At 45.4% G+C, this 16,336-nt stretch carries 16 protein-coding genes and 2 pseudogenes; 4 read left to right on the top strand and 14 right to left on the bottom strand.

Going from position 1 to position 16,336, the window contains the following annotated elements; genetic code table 11:
• Positions 1–195 precede the first annotated feature (195 nt).
• The 3 genes from ACYIA1_RS20560 to ACYIA1_RS20550 all read left to right on the top strand — a co-directional run bounded on the left by ACYIA1_RS20560 (position 196) and on the right by ACYIA1_RS20550 (position 3,756).
• A complete protein-coding gene (locus tag ACYIA1_RS20560; RefSeq protein WP_117991734.1) occupies positions 196–1,410 on the top strand; it encodes a tyrosine-type recombinase/integrase in 1,215 nt (404 codons plus the stop codon).
• 422 nt (positions 1,411–1,832) lie between these two features.
• Positions 1,833–2,726: a tyrosine-type recombinase/integrase gene (locus ACYIA1_RS20555; protein ID WP_480334873.1), complete on the top strand. Its 894-nt coding sequence runs from the start codon at positions 1,833–1,835 to the stop codon at positions 2,724–2,726.
• Entirely contained in the window at positions 2,716–3,756 is a 1,041-nt protein-coding gene (locus ACYIA1_RS20550; protein ID WP_117852433.1) for a tyrosine-type recombinase/integrase, read from the top strand. The genes ACYIA1_RS20555 and ACYIA1_RS20550 overlap by 11 nt, the downstream gene beginning before the upstream one ends.
• Before the next feature lie 104 nt (positions 3,757–3,860).
• Here the strand turns inward: ACYIA1_RS20550 and ACYIA1_RS20545 are convergent, their stop codons facing one another.
• The 12 genes and pseudogenes from ACYIA1_RS20545 to ACYIA1_RS20490 form a co-directional block, all read right to left on the bottom strand.
• Positions 3,861–4,235 (bottom strand): lysozyme family protein, encoded by a 375-nt coding sequence (locus ACYIA1_RS20545; RefSeq protein ID WP_480334903.1) that lies wholly within the window; start codon positions 4,233–4,235, stop codon positions 3,861–3,863.
• A 65-nt stretch (positions 4,236–4,300) separates the two neighbouring features.
• Positions 4,301–4,801 (bottom strand): DUF3872 domain-containing protein, encoded by a 501-nt coding sequence (locus tag ACYIA1_RS20540; RefSeq protein ID WP_480334901.1) that lies wholly within the window; start codon positions 4,799–4,801, stop codon positions 4,301–4,303.
• Between the two features lie 13 nt (positions 4,802–4,814).
• Positions 4,815–5,387, bottom strand: coding sequence for a conjugal transfer protein TraO (locus ACYIA1_RS20535; RefSeq protein WP_195358107.1), 573 nt, complete (start codon positions 5,385–5,387; stop codon positions 4,815–4,817).
• Between the two features lie 2 nt (positions 5,388–5,389).
• On the bottom strand, positions 5,390–6,376 hold the full coding sequence (gene traN / locus ACYIA1_RS20530) for a conjugative transposon protein TraN (protein WP_057327270.1): 987 nt from the start codon (positions 6,374–6,376) through the stop codon (positions 5,390–5,392).
• A 20-nt stretch (positions 6,377–6,396) separates the two neighbouring features.
• The gene (gene traM / locus ACYIA1_RS20525) at positions 6,397–7,686 is read right to left on the bottom strand and encodes a conjugative transposon protein TraM (protein ID WP_195358109.1); all 1,290 of its coding nucleotides are present in this window, start codon (positions 7,684–7,686) and stop codon (positions 6,397–6,399) included.
• Positions 7,679–7,975 carry a hypothetical protein gene (locus ACYIA1_RS20520; RefSeq protein ID WP_195358111.1) on the bottom strand — a complete coding sequence of 99 codons (297 nt, stop codon included), beginning with the start codon at positions 7,973–7,975 and terminating at the stop codon, positions 7,679–7,681. Before ACYIA1_RS20520 ends, traM begins: the two co-directional genes overlap by 8 nt.
• A gap of 30 nt (positions 7,976–8,005) precedes the next feature.
• Positions 8,006–8,629, bottom strand: coding sequence for a conjugative transposon protein TraK (traK, locus tag ACYIA1_RS20515; RefSeq protein WP_007664650.1), 624 nt, complete (start codon positions 8,627–8,629; stop codon positions 8,006–8,008).
• Between the two features lie 19 nt (positions 8,630–8,648).
• Complete coding sequence (gene traJ, locus ACYIA1_RS20510) at positions 8,649–9,656, bottom strand: conjugative transposon protein TraJ (RefSeq protein WP_258328226.1); 1,008 nt, start codon at positions 9,654–9,656, stop codon at positions 8,649–8,651.
• An 18-nt stretch (positions 9,657–9,674) separates the two neighbouring features.
• Complete coding sequence (locus ACYIA1_RS20505) at positions 9,675–10,304, bottom strand: DUF4141 domain-containing protein (protein ID WP_025018902.1); 630 nt, start codon at positions 10,302–10,304, stop codon at positions 9,675–9,677.
• Positions 10,305–10,335: 31 nt separating this feature from the next.
• Positions 10,336–12,863: pseudogene (locus ACYIA1_RS20500) on the bottom strand (TraG family conjugative transposon ATPase).
• A complete protein-coding gene (locus ACYIA1_RS20495) occupies positions 12,860–13,192 on the bottom strand; it encodes a DUF4133 domain-containing protein (RefSeq protein WP_342975044.1) in 333 nt (110 codons plus the stop codon). Before ACYIA1_RS20495 ends, ACYIA1_RS20500 begins: the two are co-directional and overlap by 4 nt.
• A gap of 2 nt (positions 13,193–13,194) precedes the next feature.
• Positions 13,195–13,491, bottom strand: a complete 297-nt coding sequence (locus ACYIA1_RS20490; RefSeq protein WP_005794045.1) for a DUF4134 domain-containing protein — start codon at positions 13,489–13,491, stop codon at positions 13,195–13,197.
• Between the two features lie 401 nt (positions 13,492–13,892).
• On the opposite strand from ACYIA1_RS20490, the gene ACYIA1_RS20485 reads away from it, so the two are divergent.
• On the top strand, positions 13,893–15,161 hold the full coding sequence (locus ACYIA1_RS20485) for an ATP-binding protein (RefSeq protein WP_342975026.1): 1,269 nt from the start codon (positions 13,893–13,895) through the stop codon (positions 15,159–15,161).
• 176 nt (positions 15,162–15,337) lie between these two features.
• Here ACYIA1_RS20485 and ACYIA1_RS20480 read toward each other — a convergent pair whose 3' ends face one another.
• Both ACYIA1_RS20480 and ACYIA1_RS20475 read right to left on the bottom strand, forming a co-directional pair.
• Positions 15,338–16,222 (bottom strand): DUF4122 family protein, encoded by an 885-nt coding sequence (locus ACYIA1_RS20480; RefSeq protein WP_342975027.1) that lies wholly within the window; start codon positions 16,220–16,222, stop codon positions 15,338–15,340.
• 5 nt (positions 16,223–16,227) lie between these two features.
• Positions 16,228–16,336 (bottom strand): annotated as a pseudogene (locus ACYIA1_RS20475) (DUF3408 domain-containing protein); the annotation flags it as partial.

Here is a 16,336-nt window from a genome sequence, read left to right as displayed (position 1 = left end):
TCAGGTGCTCTATGTGGGTTATTACATGATTCGTTGCTCTTATCCGAAATTTCGGATAATAGCAGTTATCCAAACCCCAGCATTATCCTAAAAATACAGTTTTTTATTCTGTAAATCATTCTGTTATAGGATGAATAGGTTTGGATAATACATTCCTATATCTTTGCTAATGGCACTAAAGCCAATAGGAAGAATATGAATATAGCACAGTTAAAATTAAGCCAGAAGAAGTTACTGGACAACCTCGTTTCCCGTGGTTATGACATTCAGTACATCAAAGGAGTAAAATTTGTTTTAAGACTTCTTTTTGAACATGAAGGATGTTTTCATTCGTATGAACAATTTGCAGAAAAGTTTATCCGTACAAGGGGATATACAAAAGCGACATTGGATCTTAGGATGATGCATTTACGTACTATCCAAGCATATGATGAATTTGGGCACTACCCGGACAAGAAGTCCTTTGTTCCGTTATGCTATCCTTCCAGGTATAATATGCTTAACCCCAGTTTTCAGAAAGTTATAGACATTTACCGGAAACGTGCCGCAGAACATAAAAAGAAGTCCACAGTAAAAATGGAAACCGATGCCGTTACAATGTTCCTTTTTGAGATGCAAAAGTTCCACGTCTCTTCATTGGATGAAATCAAAGAAGAACATGTTTTGTCCTTTTTCCTTAAAGAAGAACAGCAAAAGCGTTCAAGGACATATTGCGGTCACATAGCGTCAGCCCTTAAAGAGTTGGGGGATTTATACGACATGAAAAAAGTATTAGGTTATTTCCCTGATTTGAAATATGAAAGGAAAAACTTCAACTATCTTAAGGATGATGAAATCAATGTGATAAAAAATGCTTTGTCAGACTCTAACAATATTTTGACTTTCAGGGAAAAAGCTATAGTTTCATTGGCCTTATATACTGGCATAAGAGGATGCGACATTGCCAACTTGAAATTGACAGACATAGATTGGAAGAAGGAACGAGTCAGCTTCGTCCAGGAAAAGACTGGTAATCCGATAGTGTTGCCCCTTCTTCCTCATGTTGGAAACTCATTGTTTGATTACATACGTAATGAACGGGACAATGAGGCCGGATCCGTGTATCTGTTTCCCAACAAGAAGAATGCGACAGAAAGGTTGGAGAACAAAAGTATCGGCACCATTGTCAATACAGTCTTTGAGAAACTAAACCTTAGAAAAGGTGAATCCGGGCGTGGAGTCAGCGTATTTCGGCACAACCTCGCCTCTAAATTACTTGGTAAAGGTACCGAGATTAGGGTCATCAGCCATATTTTAGGACATATCTGTTCTTCATCTATAGTCCCATATATAGATGCTGACATCCCTCATCTGAGAGAATGCGGAATCAATATTGAATGTTATCCAATAAGAAAGGAGTTGTTCGAATGAAAACAGATTCACATCTACCCCAATTTGCAGATTTGATGTCTGAATATGTCAATTTCATCTCTGGTATCGGAAAATGTGACTATATAACCCGCATATACCTGAACTCTTTCGCCAAGTACTGTATGAATCATGGCGGAGTGCTGTCGGATGATATTATCTCCGGATGGGCATCAAGGACAGATAAGGAAAGCTATTATACAAACCGTAACCGATGCATTATTTTGAGGCGCTTCATCCGTTATATCCGGTCGAAATATGGGGCACCGTTCAAATTGCCATCATATCCTCCGGACATAAAATACACACCTAAGCCAAAGCGTACTCTTGTTTCAGAACAGCCATACTCTTATTCCGCAATATCCCATATAGTCAAGAAATATGAACTTTACAAAAGAGCCTCTGGAAAATTCAGTAGGCGGACAATGGACAAGATTCGCCGTTTCAATGACTTCTGCGCCCAAAATTATCCGTCAGCCGAAGCTCTTACAGAAGAAATTGTCCTTGATTATTGCAAGAAGAAAAAAACGGAATCCGCAAAGTCATGCAATAACAGAATTGTAGGTGTCAGAGGATTTCTGAAATATGCGAATAGCCGTGGTTTCGTAAATATTCCTCTTCCATCCACCATTCCAAGAGTCAATGTCACATCATTCGAACCACATCCGTTTACTCCAGAAGAGCTTGCAAGATTCTTTAATGAAGCGGACAATCTCGAACCTCCAATAAATTGCCGTGACATGAGGGCTGCGCTTATGAAAGTGGAAGTTCCGGTCTTTTTCCGACTTTTGTACAGTACAGGGATGCGTACAACAGAAGCCCGTCTGCTCAGAGTAGAAGACGTGGACTTGCAATCCGGTGTTATAAATATAAGATACACAAAGAGCATAGATGAACATCGGGCTGCCTTGCACGAATCCATGTGGTCGCTATTGCAGATGTATAATGTCAAAATGGAAAATCTCATGCCCGGAAGAAAGATATTCTTTCCTAACGAGTACGACAAACCATATTCCGGAGAATGGGTAACGGCAAGTTTTAAGAAAGTATGGAAGAAAGTCAGTACGGCACACGCAAGAGCATATGATTTTCGCAGTCACTATGCGGTCGTGAACATAAACGGTTGGGATCACTGCGGCATTGAATGGATGGACAAACTCTTATATCTCAGCCGTTCCATGGGACACCGTTACATTCAAAACACATTATATTATTACAGGCTTGTACCGCTGTTTGCACACCAGTTGGAAAATCTGACAGGAGGTGGGTATGAAGAACTTTTACCTGATTTAAACGACTATTTTGAATATGAAGACTAAAGCAGAACATTCAATTATCGCCGATGCCATCCATGAGTGGCATACGGTTTATCTTCCGTGTATAAGGAATCTGAGCCATAACGCTTTAAAATCATACGGAGAGGGAATGGGAATCTATATAGATTTCCTTGAATCCTCGAAGGGAGTCACATCAAATACCATTTGTGGGGAATGCTTCCGTAAGGACTGGATTGAAGAATGGATTGCATGGCTGAAAGAAGTAAGAAAATGCAGCCCGCAAACATGCAATCATCGTCTCTCCATATTGAAAAATTTCCTCCGTTTCCTTGCGCACAAGAAAATCCAATTCATAAAATATGATTGTGATGCCGCTGAAATAAAAAGAATGCAGCAACCTAAAAAACAAGTGGAAGTAATCACAAAAGATACAATCAAACGGATTTTTGCAAGCATCAATACACGGACATTGATAGGTAAGAGGGATTTTGCCTTGTTCAATCTTTTATATAGTACCGGAACAAGAATAGATGAAATATTATCATTAAGGCTGTCGGCACTGCACCTGGATGAAACGAAAAGTTACATTCTTGTTTTGGGTAAAGGGAATAAACAACGTACCATTTATTTGTTGAACAGCATGGTAAAAATACTGAAACATTATGTGAAGTTGTTCCATCCGGCCAATCCGTTACCTTCTGATTTTGTATTTTTCCCCATATATGGCCATGCAAACAAAAAAATCACTTCAGAAGCGATTAGCAAGCGGTTGAAAATGTATGTTAGAATTGCGTCTCAGGGGCTACTTGAAATTCCTGCGGATTTTCATTGCCATAGTTTTCGGCATGCACGGGCTACCCATTGGTTGGAAGACGGTGTAAACTTGGCGCAGATACAAAAACTATTGGGGCATGAGAGCATCGAAACGACAATGAAATACGTAGGAGTTTCATCAGAACAAATGGTACAAGCTTTATGCTCTATGGAAGACAATCTGACTTTAGGCGTTGAAAAGAAATATAAGAAAATCAGAAATAAAGATTCATTAGCAACAGTTCTTGGATTGAGATAATACTTAGTAATAAATGAGTGACTGTTCTTGAATAATGGAACAATCACTCTTTATTATCTGCTACTAAAATATAACAATTTACTGATATTCAATACAATAAAAAGTCAAGTTGGGATAATATTTTGGTTTGGATAATTGCTCTTATCCGAAATTTCGGATAACAAAAGAGCATCTTTCCCATACTGTCGGAAATACTTGTATCGCTCCAATAGGTCGGCTCTGAGCAACGAATCGGCCTGTGCTTCGGTAATATCGGCTGTCAGGTTTTCGTGTGGAAGCAGTTTATGACCGTAACCGATGTACGGGTGCTTGGTGTGGTCGTGCCACCCCTCAAACTCCTTGATGAGTCCTACCGCCTTGTCGAACAGTTCCGCTGAAACCTCCTTGGGTAGTGGTGGCGAAGAGTCGCCACCTCGTGTCTGTGCCTTGGCATATCCGCAAAGCAGGGTCAGACATATAATCATCAACTTTATTCTCATAGATTCTCTTTTAGTGATTGGTTATGGCGGCAGACACCCGACAAGCGAGTGCCTGCCACCGTTGGTTAAGGATTGATGTTGATTGGAGAGACGATAGTTCCTATGGGAGTAATAGTGTTACCCTCTGTGGTATCCTCTTCCTCCTTCGCCTCGTTGTTGAAAGTGAATGTAAGTTGATACACCTGGTCATGGTTATCCTCGAAATAGACATCTATCGTCTGCTGGTCCTCACACTCCGAGGTATAGTACAGACGGAACACATCTCTGTCAAGCGGATAGCGGTCATTCGGGAGTAATACCATACCATCATCCATTCTCAATGTTCCCTCGCCATCGGGCTGAAAGTAACGAATCGTGTAGCGAGTATCTGAGAAACACCCCTCACGCACAATCTCGCAGCGTATCTCCGCTGTCTCGCCCTGCACCAATCGCTTGGGTACAGGCATTGTCTCAACCGTAAAAGGATAGGTTTGCTGAACATCGAGGTCATCCTCGCAAGATGTGAAGCCCAATACTGCGGTCATCATGGCACCGCAAACCATCATATAGGAAAATAACTTTTTCATAACGTTTTTAATTTTAATTGATAATAAACTTGACACCTAAGCCGAACTGAGTGCTGAACTTGCCGAGTGAGCCTCCCCAGAGGACACGCTCACGCACATTGGCAAGCAGTACAATACGGTCTGTTATATAACTCTCCAATTCAAGGGTGATGGCACCGCCATAGATAAAGGCATCCTTGGCAAGCAGCGTAGAGCCGTCGTGTAGTAGTCTGTCGCCCCAATTCACCGTTTCGTAGCCTGCCAAAGCAGAGCCACCGATAGAGAGGAAGAAGGTCTTTGTAGGATCGGACAGGAACTTCAGGTAGTAACCGCCCTCGGCTGTGAACTGGGCGCGAGGAATGGATGTACCCCGATAGTCGTAGTTTTTGAGCAGATATTCTGCACCCACCACCCAGCGGTTAGCCTTCTTGGTATATCCCGACATCGCTATTCCCGTGTAGTAGTTTAGCGGAGATTTTGAGCCGTTTACAAAGCCGCCTCTGAGTTCCACACCCTTCATCTTCGGGAGATAACGCTGGGCGTATGCCTGCCCTGATGACAGGGCAAGCGATACGACTGCAACAAGTAGAAACAGATACTTTTTCATGGTTACTTCACTTTAAGTTCGTTGATTACCTTTGCTCTTACAATGTCCTCACTCTCAACGGTGAAGGTCTGGTGTCTGCCACCGCTCTTCTCGTGCATCTCCACCACAAGCACCTTGTCGGCAGGGATGGTGAACTTGTCGAAGACAAATACGGTACGCTCATCCTTGTTGCCCGCAACGGTTGTGGCATAGTCGTATGCACGCAGAGGAAAGATGACCTGCTCCTGAATGGCTGTACGCTTCATCACCTGCTTATCCACAATTTTGAAGGTCACAAAGTCCACCTCGTAAGGCACATTCGATGTATTCTTCACCTGCGTATGGAAGTAGAGCAAACCATTGTGGGTGTAGAGTCCACGCAACAGATACTGGATGCCGAAAGCCTTGCTGCCGATGTGCTTGATGTGGCGTTTGTTGTCCTTGTGGATAGCCTTGCTGATAAGATGTACCAACTTAGGCGACTCACTGCCAAGCTCTTGCAAATAGATGTCGAGAGCATTGTTGGGACGGTTCACCTCACTGCCATCGTGAATAAAGTCCTTCATCTCGATATTCAGGAGCAGAGGCTCATCCGAGTACTTCACATTGAAGGTGTAGAAACTGCCACTCTCAGTAATCACCGACATATTGGTCTCATCGCGGAAGTTCTTTACCGTAGCCTTCACACGAATCACATTCTCCGAGCCGTCGGCCTTGCCAGCGATAAGGTTAGGCGAGCCAAGATCGACATAGCGTACTGCTGCAGGAAAGATGATGTGAGTAGTCTTGTCGTATGTCACCTCCAAGCCGTAAGGCGGAATCATACGGTCAAAGGTCAGTTTTTTTGTCAAACCGTGATAGATGTCACCATCCTCCTGCTGTGGATAGATGTCCGTAGTGAGGGTAACATCACCGGCTACCGTGTTAGTTACTGCGGTTGAATCAACCGACTGTGCATTGGCACTTACAACGCCCATCGTGAGGGCAAGCATTACAAAAATCTTTTTCATGTCTTTAATGTTTTAATGGGTTATTGATTGTTTTGATAAAGCATCAGGGTATATCCTGATTTGAGGTGTACCTTCTCTTCACGCATCTTCTTGGAGATATACTGCGACACGCCCTGTATGGCACCACGACCTACTTCGGATAGCAGTTGGTCTCCGGCAGACTGGTTGGTGATGGATATGCTTGTTCCGAGGTTCTGTCCCAGATTTGCTGCCATCTCCTTTGCCGCACTTGCCTCCATGGAGCCGGGTATGAAGATTCCCGCCTGTCCGTCATTGTCGTGGACGGTAAGTTCTACGGGAATGATTGTTCCGTTATGCTCCACCTGAAGAATCTCTATGTCGAGCCTTTCGCCTTTGATGCTGCCTTCACCCGTGATGAGGGTGTTTCGTGGCAGTACATACTTCCCGACACGCATTGCCTCCAAGAGTCGCAGTCGCACACTCTGACCGCTTGTGATGGTCTGGTCGCCATGCACGCACGCCTTGATGGTGTTTCGTGAAGTCTCGGCAGGTGCTTCACCCACGGCGGTATGAAAACCTCCGCCTGCGGATTGCGACAGCCTTGCTATCATCGCCGAGTCACTCACAGGCTGAGCGAGTGCCGACACTACGGGAGTCGTTACATGACCTACGGGCTGTGCCTTCGCCTTGCCGCTTCGTGTGGTGCTCTCCACCTCCTCGGCTGCGCCCTCGGAGGTGGCGGCTGTATTGCTTGGCATATACTTCGCTGCAAGCTCGTATGACTTCTCCAAGAGTGCCACCTGATCGGCATATGTCGGCTGGCTGTTCTGCTGTTGTGCCATTGACTGCTTCAACTCTTCAAGCTCCGCTTTCAGAGCCTCCTTTTCGGGATCTTCACGCGGCTCTTCGTAGAAACTGCCGAGTGTGGCGTTAATGTCATTGTAGGCAGATGTGGAAGATGAGAACGAGTTACTGCGACTGCTACTACCACTTCGATAGGACGAGCCACCGCCTGTGTATCTCGGCTCTTCGGGTATCTCGACCACCTCTTCCTCCTCGTCATCGGTGGTCATTGCCGTAAAGTCCTCAAGGGTACGCATCTTCTGCTCCTGCTTGACACGCATATCCTCCAACTCGTATGCAGCAATCTTGTCCGCCTCGATGCCTGCACCTCGCGGGTCGGGAAGTTCGGCGTTGAAGCCTACCTTCTGCTGTTCCGCCTGTACCTGCTCCTTTGATGGTTTGAAGATGAAGTAGAATGACACAAGACATAGCATAACCATTCCGCCATACACAAGAATCTTCTTGATTTGCTCCTTTCTTTTTAGAGCGTTAGCATCGTTACTCATAGCTCTCTGAATTAAATTGGTTAAAGAACTCTTCCATCTCCCGTATCTTCTCATCCGAGAGGCTGTCGGCAGGAGTTACCTCCTCCTCGATAATCAGATTGGTGGCAGGCGGCTCACTTCTGACATACTCCTCATACCCGTAATCGGGAGCAGGCATAAAGATTACATAGAGGGCAAATCCCGAATATGCCAGCAGGAGGCCGTAGATGATAAGGCGTTTGGTCTTCGATGTCTTGTTGTTCCAAGACTTGTTGATTGAATCCTTGATTTTTTGAATGTACTTTTTCATCGCTGTAAATGTTATTGGTGAATAATTGGGTTATCTGTCATAGACTCTCAGGTCCTTGTTCTCCACCACACGGAACGCCTCGAAGATGAATCCGTGAGGGTTGTTGTCACTGCGTGTGGAGTTGAGAAGTCGCCCTTTGGTCACTAGGCTACGCTCGGTGATACTCTTCTCGCGGATGATGGATAGTCTTGCGTATGTCACCACCTCGTAGGGATAGTGGTTGAAGTTGCAGCTTATGCTATCTACCTCGATACGCTGGGTTACATTGCCTGAGATGATACGGTTGTAATACCCCTGCTCCGCAAGGTCGCTGTAGTGCTCATATGCCGAGCGGTCGCTCAGAAACATTGCCCTCTGGATATTACCCTCGATGGCACTCTTGTCGGGTGCAAGCGTGAAGAAGAGTTCGTGGAAACGCTTCACATGCTCCCTTGCCTCCACAGGACGGTTCTGCTCCAAGTCCTGCGAGAGAGCCAGCATCAGCGACTTGCCCTCGTCAAGGACATATATCTTCTGTCGTTGCGCCTCGGCAAAGCTGTATGCCTTCCAAAGCGAGAAGCCCACAAGCGAAGCACAGACAAAGAGGTAGGCAATGCCGAAGAAGCGTATCTGCCTGAAGCCGGTCTCGATGTTTTTAAGTGATTTGAATTCCATTTGAATACTGTTTAATAGGTTATCGTTTAAGTAATCTTCCTGCGATGTTGCCGATTGCGGCACCTGTCGCACCTGCTGCTATCGATCCCGTGCGGCTCGCTGTCTGGGCTACATTTCTGCCGTAGTTACCTGCACCGCCGCCAGCCTGGATTATCCAGTTGGCCACTGTCGGAATGGTGAAATACCCGATGATGCCGATAATGAGGAAGGTGATATAGACCGCATTCGACCCGTCGGGGATGAAGTTGGGATCGGACAACTGCTCGATGTCCTTCTGTAGCATCAGTACCTGTATGCGTGCAAGCACGCTACTGAAAAGGTCGCTCACGGGCAGCCACAGATAGATGCTTATGTATCGGACAAACCACTGCGTGAGCGAGGCGTGGAAGCCGTCCCAACAGGCTATCGCAAAGGATATGGGTCCGAGTATCGAGAGGACGATGAGGAAGAATGTTCTCAGCGTGTCTATGACAAGTGCTGCGGCATTGAACATCAGCTCCAACAGTTCGCGGAAGAAGTTCTGAACAGCCTTTTTCATATTGTACATCGCGCGATCCACATACATTCCGCAAGCCTCAATCGCATCCAACGCTCCCAGCTCATCGAGCTTGTTGTCAAAGGACTCCTTATCCACGAGGTAGGCCGTTTCGGGATTGCGTTTCATCGCCTCAAATTCCAGCTTATCCTTCTGCCTACGATACTCGTTCATATCGAAGGTCTGCGTTTCAAGGATTCTGTGCGTTCCCGTCACGATGGGCGACATTACGCTGTTGAGCGTACCCAACACCAAGGTCGGAAAGAACATGATACACAATCCGAGAGCAAAGGGACGCAGGAGCGGAAAGACATCTATAGGCTCGGCTCTTGCCAACGACTGCCAGACACGATAGGCGACATAGAAGAGAGCACCCAATCCGGCAAGTCCTTTGGCGACACCCGTCATCTGCGAACAGAGGGGCATCATATCCACATACAGATTCTGGAGTATCTGATGCAGATTGTCAAAGTTTACTGCTAATAGTACCATAGTCGTAGGGTTTCAGGTTTACCAATAGCGTTCACTCGGCGAGCCGTAGAGGGACATCACACGGTCAACATCGTTCTGTTTCTTCGCTCTTAGGTAGGATACCCCGATGTTCTTGTTGGTGTAGTACTGCACAAGTCCACGGTATTGGAGCATCTCGCTGTAACACTTGTCGATGATATCCATACGGTCCTTGTCGCTCATCGAGAGCCCGTTCTCATTGACCACCGATTTAAGGTCATTTAAGAGGTGGGCACTCTCTTCGAGCAGTTTCGTATATCCCAAAGCTATGGCACTGAGTTCCTCCACCGTAAAATAGGGGTCGTTCAGCATACGCTCAAAGCTGTTTACATAGATGTCGGTAATGTCGCCCACAAGCAGGATGGTCTGCTGTACCTTGCGTGCATCGCGGACAAGGTTCTTCACCTTCTTCAGAGCATCGTAGTACTCCTTTCCCTGCTTGTAGATCTTTACTGTCTCCTGGAAGTTCTGAATCATCGTACTTGCCGTAGATGATGTATGTACGATGTTCTTCGTGGCATTGATGATGCCTTGTGCGAGGTTACCTGGGTCTGTCACCACCCACTGTGCCCTCGATGTCTGGCTGACAAAGAGAGCCACCAGACAGAGCATAAAAATTTTCAATCTCATACTGTTACGAATTAAAGGGTGAATAAATGGGTTACTTACTTCGCTTGCTCTCGGCAAGCTGCTTGATGGCGAGTTCGATATTGCCGTCCAACTTCTCGGTGAGTCGCTGCAACTCCAGCTTCTCGGTCTCCTCGGTAGTGTAGCAGTAATACTCTTCGGGGGATACCTCCGTGGCATAGACTGCCGACTGTGCTCCGCCAAGACCTATCCACACCTCCTTGTACTTCCTGCCGGGAGCATTGGAGAGGTTGATGGAGAGAATCTGTGCACGCTCCTTGTCGGTGAGACCGAGCAAAGCCTGTATCTCATCGAACTTGTTTACATACTTACGCTGGTCGAGAAGAATCTTGCAGTCGCTGTTGTTGATGATGGTACCCTTGACGATAGAGGAAGAGATAATGTCCTCGACCTCCTGCGTCACCACAACCGCCTCACCGAAGAACTTACGCACGGTCTTGAAGAGGTACTTCAGGTACTCGGCCATGCCCTCCTTGCTGATGGCTTTCCAAGCCTCCTCCAAGAGAATCATCTTGCGGATACCTTTCAGCCTACGCATCTTGTTGATGAAGGTCTCCATAATGATGATGGTCACTATCGGGAAGAGTACCTTGTTGTCCTTGATGTTATCCAACTCGAAGACGATAAACCGCTTGTTGAGCAAGTCCAGCTGCTTATCGGAGTTCAGTAGGAAATCATACTCGCCACCTTTGTAGTAAGGCTCCAAGACATTGAGGAATCCCCATACATCGAAGTCCTTCTCGCGTGTACGCTTCTCTTTAAGTATCTCCTGATACTCGTCACGGATAAACTCATAGAAGGTGTTGAACGAGGGCTTGATGCTCTTGTCGGTGCGTATTCGCTCCAAGAAGAGGTTCACGGCATTGGAGAGTGCCACCTCCTCGGCTCTCGTCGGTGGCTCATCGTCCCTTTTCCACAGCGTAAGGATAAGTGTCTTGATGGACTCCTTTTTCTCAATGTCGAACACACCATCCTCGACATAGAAAGGATTGAAGGCTATCGGATCACTCTCCTCATAAGTGAAGTAAATGCCGTCCTCGCCATGCGTGCGTGCATTGATAAGGTTACACAACCCCTGATAAGAATTACCCGTATCGACAAGCAACACATGCGTACCTTGCTCGTAATACTGCCTTACCATATGGTTGGTGAAGAAGGACTTTCCACTGCCAGAAGGACCGAGAATGAACTTGTTGCGGTTGGTGATGATACCACGCTTCATAGGCAAATCCGAAATATCCAGATGGATAGGCTTGCCCGTCAAGCGGTCCACCATACGCATACCGAACGGAGAGAGTGAATCCTGTCCTGTGGTCTCCTCAATGAAGAGGCATAGTGCCTGCTCGATAAAGGTGTAGAAGGACTCCTCGGCAGGGAAATCGCCTGCATTGCCGGGGATAGCAGCCCAGAATAGTGTCGGTGTATCCACCGTATTGTGTCGGGGCTTGGCCTCCATCAAGGCGAGCTGACTGCCTACATCGTTCTTCACACGCTTCAGTTTTTCCCTGTCATCGCTCCACGCGAAGACATTGCAATGGGCACGGATAGCCGTCAGCCCCTGGCTATGGGCACGGATAGCCGTCAGCCCCTGGCTATGTGCCTCGTTCAGGTACTCCTCAATCCACTCGCGGTTAATCTGGTTGGAGCGACTGTAACGCGATAGCGAGTGCATATTGCGTGCTGTCTGCTCGAACTTACGCAGCATCTCCGCAGAGTCATCTATGAAGAGATACTGGTTCACGATGTGGTTGCAGGTGAGCAACACTCCGATAGGTGCGGCAAACGAGAGGCGGCAATCGCTACGGTCTGTTGAGAGACGCTCGTAACGGCTGTCGGTAGCCACGCTTGTCGGCAGGTCTTCGGGATCGGAGAGCGTATGCAGGCAGAGGTAGTTGTCGCCAATCTTCATCTCGCCAGCTCCGAGGGTGATGTCCTGCAAGCAGGTGGTATCCTCCTGCGAGAGCGAGAAGTATTTCTCGATGATGCCCGCACTTGACTCTGTGCCTGTAATCTCATCGCCCGTAAGACGGGTGAGCGTGATGAATCCGCTGTCGTTGATGATACGCTCGAACTGCTCGCAGCACTCCAGGAATCGACTTACCGCCTCCTTGTCCTGCATCTCCTTCGGGATGATGAAGCCACGGGTAAGGGCATTGAAACTGCTGGTCGTGCGGCTATGCTCCTTGGTGGTCTTGGTGAGGAACAGATAACAAGTGTGCTTCAGGTAAGGACGCTCGTTGAAGTGTCGCTCGAAGGAACGAGATAGGAAACTGATATCTTCCTTCTGCAACTCGGGTGTGTAGCTCTCCTCAATGAAGAAGTCCTGCTTATGCACGATACTGTAGTTCGGCAAGACCTTGACCGCCTTGACCCATGCCGAGTGTATCGCCTCATACTCCGCCTGTGTGACGGTGAAGAGTTCGGGAAGCTCCACACGATAGCAGACCGTGATGTCGGCATCCTTGCTGATGATGCAGTCGTGCTCAACCGAAAGAATCGGAACTTGCTTTCGAGGGTAGCTGCTTTCATTACATTTCTCATGACTTTCTGTTTTTGAGGTTAGGAATAATCAATCGCAAGAATCGTTTGCGGTTGATGATGTAGCGGGGATGGTTCTTTGCAGCCTGTATCTTCATCAAGCCCCACTCGCCATACTTGGCATTCAGGTGGAAGGTCGCCCAGACAAGTACCGAAGCGGAGATGACTCCCAGTACGATACATATCCATTGGTTCACGCCTGCCATATACAGCACCATAAAGGCAATGAGTATGGCGAGCAGACCGCCGGCGAAGATGAAGAGGTATTGGCTGCGTAGCCCCTTGAACTCGGGGCTACGACCAATCCCTTTGTTGATTTGATAGACCGCCATAATCAGAGGAAGAATGAACGGAGAATAGTGGCGGCTACAATGAGGAAGATACAGGCACCGAACCAAGAGGCTGCGGTCTTCGAGGTATCGGGGTCGCCCGAAGAGAACTTCGAATAGACCTTCACGCCGCCGATAAGACCGACTACGGCTCCCACTGCGTAAATCAACTTGGTACCGGGATCGAAATACGATGTTACCATGTTGGTAGCCTCGGTGATACCTGCGATACCGTTACCCTGTGCGTAAGCACCTACTGTTGCAAGCATAAATGCTGCTGCGAATAATACTTTTTTCTTCATACGTCGAAATGTTTTTTAGTTATACAAAAAGTGATTTCGACTGCGAATATATAGCACTTAATCCATTGATTTTCAAATCGGTCTATACACGTCATAACGTGTCATCAGATGTCATAGTTGGGGTGTTTTGAAGGGTGGATTTTGGGGTGAAAAGAGGTCGTGAGGAGTTATAAATGATGTGCCAAATTTGAAATAGATTTTGTACCGAAAGTGAATTGGAAATAGAAAATGATAATTTGCACTATTTGTACCAAATCGAAGAGTGAAGGAAATAGAAAATGATAATTTGCACTATTTATGGAAATAGAAATAAACAAATCGCATTATTTATGGAAATAGATTGCGAAAGATTTGCTGTTTTATGGAAATAGAATTATTTTTGCAGTAAAATAATATGAATTATGAATACTCAGACATTACTATCAATAGTAGCAGACCAGCGTGAGGAGTTGCTAGCGAATGATTACTCGGAGTTGTGCCTACGTCCTGAAGAATCACAACTTGACTTAAAGAGCAATCGAGCTCAGGTTGTGATAGGTGTCAGACGATGTGGAAAATCAACATTATGCGAAATGTTCCTTAAGCAAAAGGGGATTGACTTTGCCTATGTAAACTTTGATGATGACCGAATGGAGGATATGAAGGCAAGTGATTTAGACCATTTGCTTGAAGCATTATATATGACTTATGGAGAGTTCAAATATCTGTTCCTTGATGAGATACAGAATATAGAAGGCTGGCCATTGTTTGTCAATCGATTGCTTCGCCAGAAAATGCATCTATTTATTACAGGTTCTAATTCTAAATTACTCAGTAAGGAATTAAGTACACATCTGACAGGAAGAAATAATAAGGTAGAACTCTATCCTTTCTCATACTCCGAGTATTGTGCAATGAAAAATATAGATACCACTTCGCTATCAACAAAAGCGAAGGGTATTCGCAAAAGTACCCTACATGAATATCTTCTACAAGGTGGATTCCCAGAATTGTTCAATGAAAGTAATCGTAGAGGTTACATTAACGGATTATTGGATGCCATCATCAAGAATGATATAGCAAAACGTTTCAAAGTTCGCAATGTGGAAGCATTACGAAGAATCGCAGCTTATCTTGCCGATAATTATTGTCAGGAATTTGTCGCAAAAACGGTAGGAGAATTATTCGGAGTATCAAATCATACGGCTGAGAACTATTATTCCTACCTTAAAGAGGCTTTTCTATTGGTAGGAGTAAATCGTTTCTCATATAAAAGTAAAGATCGTGTAAGAAACGAAAAGGTTTATGTAGTGGATACTGCATTTGTCACAGAACGCGAGGATAATTTCTCATTGGAAAATCTCGGCTGGAAGTTGGAGAATATAGTATGCATTGAGCTGATGCGTCGCTATAAGCCACTCTTTTGTGATGTTTTCTACTATAAGGAAACATCTTCGCAAGTTGATTTTGTTATAGCAAAAGATGGCAATGTACAAGAGTTGATACAGGTATCATACGATATCTCTACTGAAAAGACACGCAATAGAGAGATTAGAGGTTTGAAGAATGCAGCCAAGAAACTAAAGTGCAATAATCTTACGCTTGTAACCTTTGAAGAACAAGAAACAATTGAGGAGGATGGTTACACCATAAATGTTGTTCCTGCTACAGAGTGGTTACTTAACAAATAAATCTTATTTAATTTACTAATAGTAAGGCAAGAATCATAATGCACGAGGCATTACGATACTTGCCTTACTTGTTAATTGGAGTAGCTGAATACACATATAAACACTGACACCCCGATTCACATCGGAGTGCCAGCCCAGTTAACCAAATATATAAACAATGAAAAAAAGAATGTTTATTACATAAATTTATTCCAATCAACCGCAATACGCTCTGATTGCATACCATTCAGCCTACGACCTGCACCATCAAGATTATCCTTTAGCAATCTATCCACTTGCTTTTCCGTACTGATAGAAGTAGTGTAAAAATGATAGATGTCGGAATCTTGAAGTTTATATAAGGTCTCTGCGGCATCCATAATCTTTTCCTTATCTGTAGTCCTATTCAATAAGACATCTGCTACATTACCCAACTCTTCAAAAGTACAGGCTCCCGAAAATTCCGGATCAGGAATAGACTCGGAAGACATCAATTCCTTCATATCCTCTTGCGACAATCTTTTCTGCGGTACAAAATTATCCTCAACATCTTCCGGATTGACATCTTCATCAACAGGTAGCTCAATCTGCTTGAGGTCTATTGAACGTGTCGGAGTCTTGCGAGCGACTTCAGGGTCTTCATAATAGATAATATTGGACTTACCCATAACCTCATTCGGATCATCAAAAACCATAGGTTTGATTTTAGGCTTGGGCTTTTCTTCTACGGGTGACTTCAATGTTTCATCTTGTGAAGTGTCTTCAAATCTCTTGGCAAGTTCCTCTACTATTGCTTGAGCTTCCAAATCAGAATAAGATGAAGGTTGAAATGCTTGCTCTTCAGGCTGTACCTTATGCAACATAGGTCTTTGCATTCTGGCTTTTCGCCTGTCCTTCCTCGCTTTCTCTTCCATCCGTTTCTTTCGATACTTCCACAATCTGATACGGGCAATACGAGCCCAATTGTGTAACATATTCCAGAAGTCATACATTCGCTGACTGAAAATCATATTCCATACTTTGTATAATATATAGGTTGCTGATACTGCCTTAACTGATATATAAAAAATGGTTGTTGTCATAGTTGTTAAATTTTAGGTGGTGAAAATCGTTCTTTATAAAGTTGAGTTATCTCCTCAATGTTAAGTTCTATATGCTCTGCTATAATGTTACTGAGATAGCTTGCAATGCTGGTC

The sequence above is a fragment of the Parabacteroides sp. KHUB-02 genome, from assembly GCF_056640955.1.
The sequence above is the reverse complement of the archived record's forward strand: the minus strand, read 5'-3'. Positions and strand labels throughout refer to the sequence as shown.

Coding starts and splice junctions, on each gene's coding strand:
- ACYIA1_RS20485 (WP_342975026.1), top strand. CDS start 13,893: ATGAATACTCAGACATTACTATCAATAGTAGCAGACCAGCGTGAGGAG.
- traM (WP_195358109.1), bottom strand. CDS start 7,686: ATGAGTAACGATGCTAACGCTCTAAAAAGAAAGGAGCAAATCAAGAAG.
- ACYIA1_RS20535 (WP_195358107.1), bottom strand. CDS start 5,387: ATGAAAAAGTATCTGTTTCTACTTGTTGCAGTCGTATCGCTTGCCCTG.
- ACYIA1_RS20490 (WP_005794045.1), bottom strand. CDS start 13,491: ATGAAGAAAAAAGTATTATTCGCAGCAGCATTTATGCTTGCAACAGTA.
- ACYIA1_RS20550 (WP_117852433.1), top strand. CDS start 2,716: ATGAAGACTAAAGCAGAACATTCAATTATCGCCGATGCCATCCATGAG.
- ACYIA1_RS20560 (WP_117991734.1), top strand. CDS start 196: ATGAATATAGCACAGTTAAAATTAAGCCAGAAGAAGTTACTGGACAAC.
- ACYIA1_RS20545 (WP_480334903.1), bottom strand. CDS start 4,235: ATGAGAATAAAGTTGATGATTATATGTCTGACCCTGCTTTGCGGATAT.
- ACYIA1_RS20520 (WP_195358111.1), bottom strand. CDS start 7,975: ATGAAAAAGTACATTCAAAAAATCAAGGATTCAATCAACAAGTCTTGG.
- traK (WP_007664650.1), bottom strand. CDS start 8,629: ATGGAATTCAAATCACTTAAAAACATCGAGACCGGCTTCAGGCAGATA.
- ACYIA1_RS20495 (WP_342975044.1), bottom strand. CDS start 13,192: ATGGCGGTCTATCAAATCAACAAAGGGATTGGTCGTAGCCCCGAGTTC.
- traJ (WP_258328226.1), bottom strand. CDS start 9,656: ATGGTACTATTAGCAGTAAACTTTGACAATCTGCATCAGATACTCCAG.
- traN (WP_057327270.1), bottom strand. CDS start 6,376: ATGAAAAAGATTTTTGTAATGCTTGCCCTCACGATGGGCGTTGTAAGT.
- ACYIA1_RS20505 (WP_025018902.1), bottom strand. CDS start 10,304: ATGAGATTGAAAATTTTTATGCTCTGTCTGGTGGCTCTCTTTGTCAGC.
- ACYIA1_RS20480 (WP_342975027.1), bottom strand. CDS start 16,222: ATGACAACAACCATTTTTTATATATCAGTTAAGGCAGTATCAGCAACC.
- ACYIA1_RS20540 (WP_480334901.1), bottom strand. CDS start 4,801: ATGAAAAAGTTATTTTCCTATATGATGGTTTGCGGTGCCATGATGACC.
- ACYIA1_RS20555 (WP_480334873.1), top strand. CDS start 1,833: ATGGACAAGATTCGCCGTTTCAATGACTTCTGCGCCCAAAATTATCCG.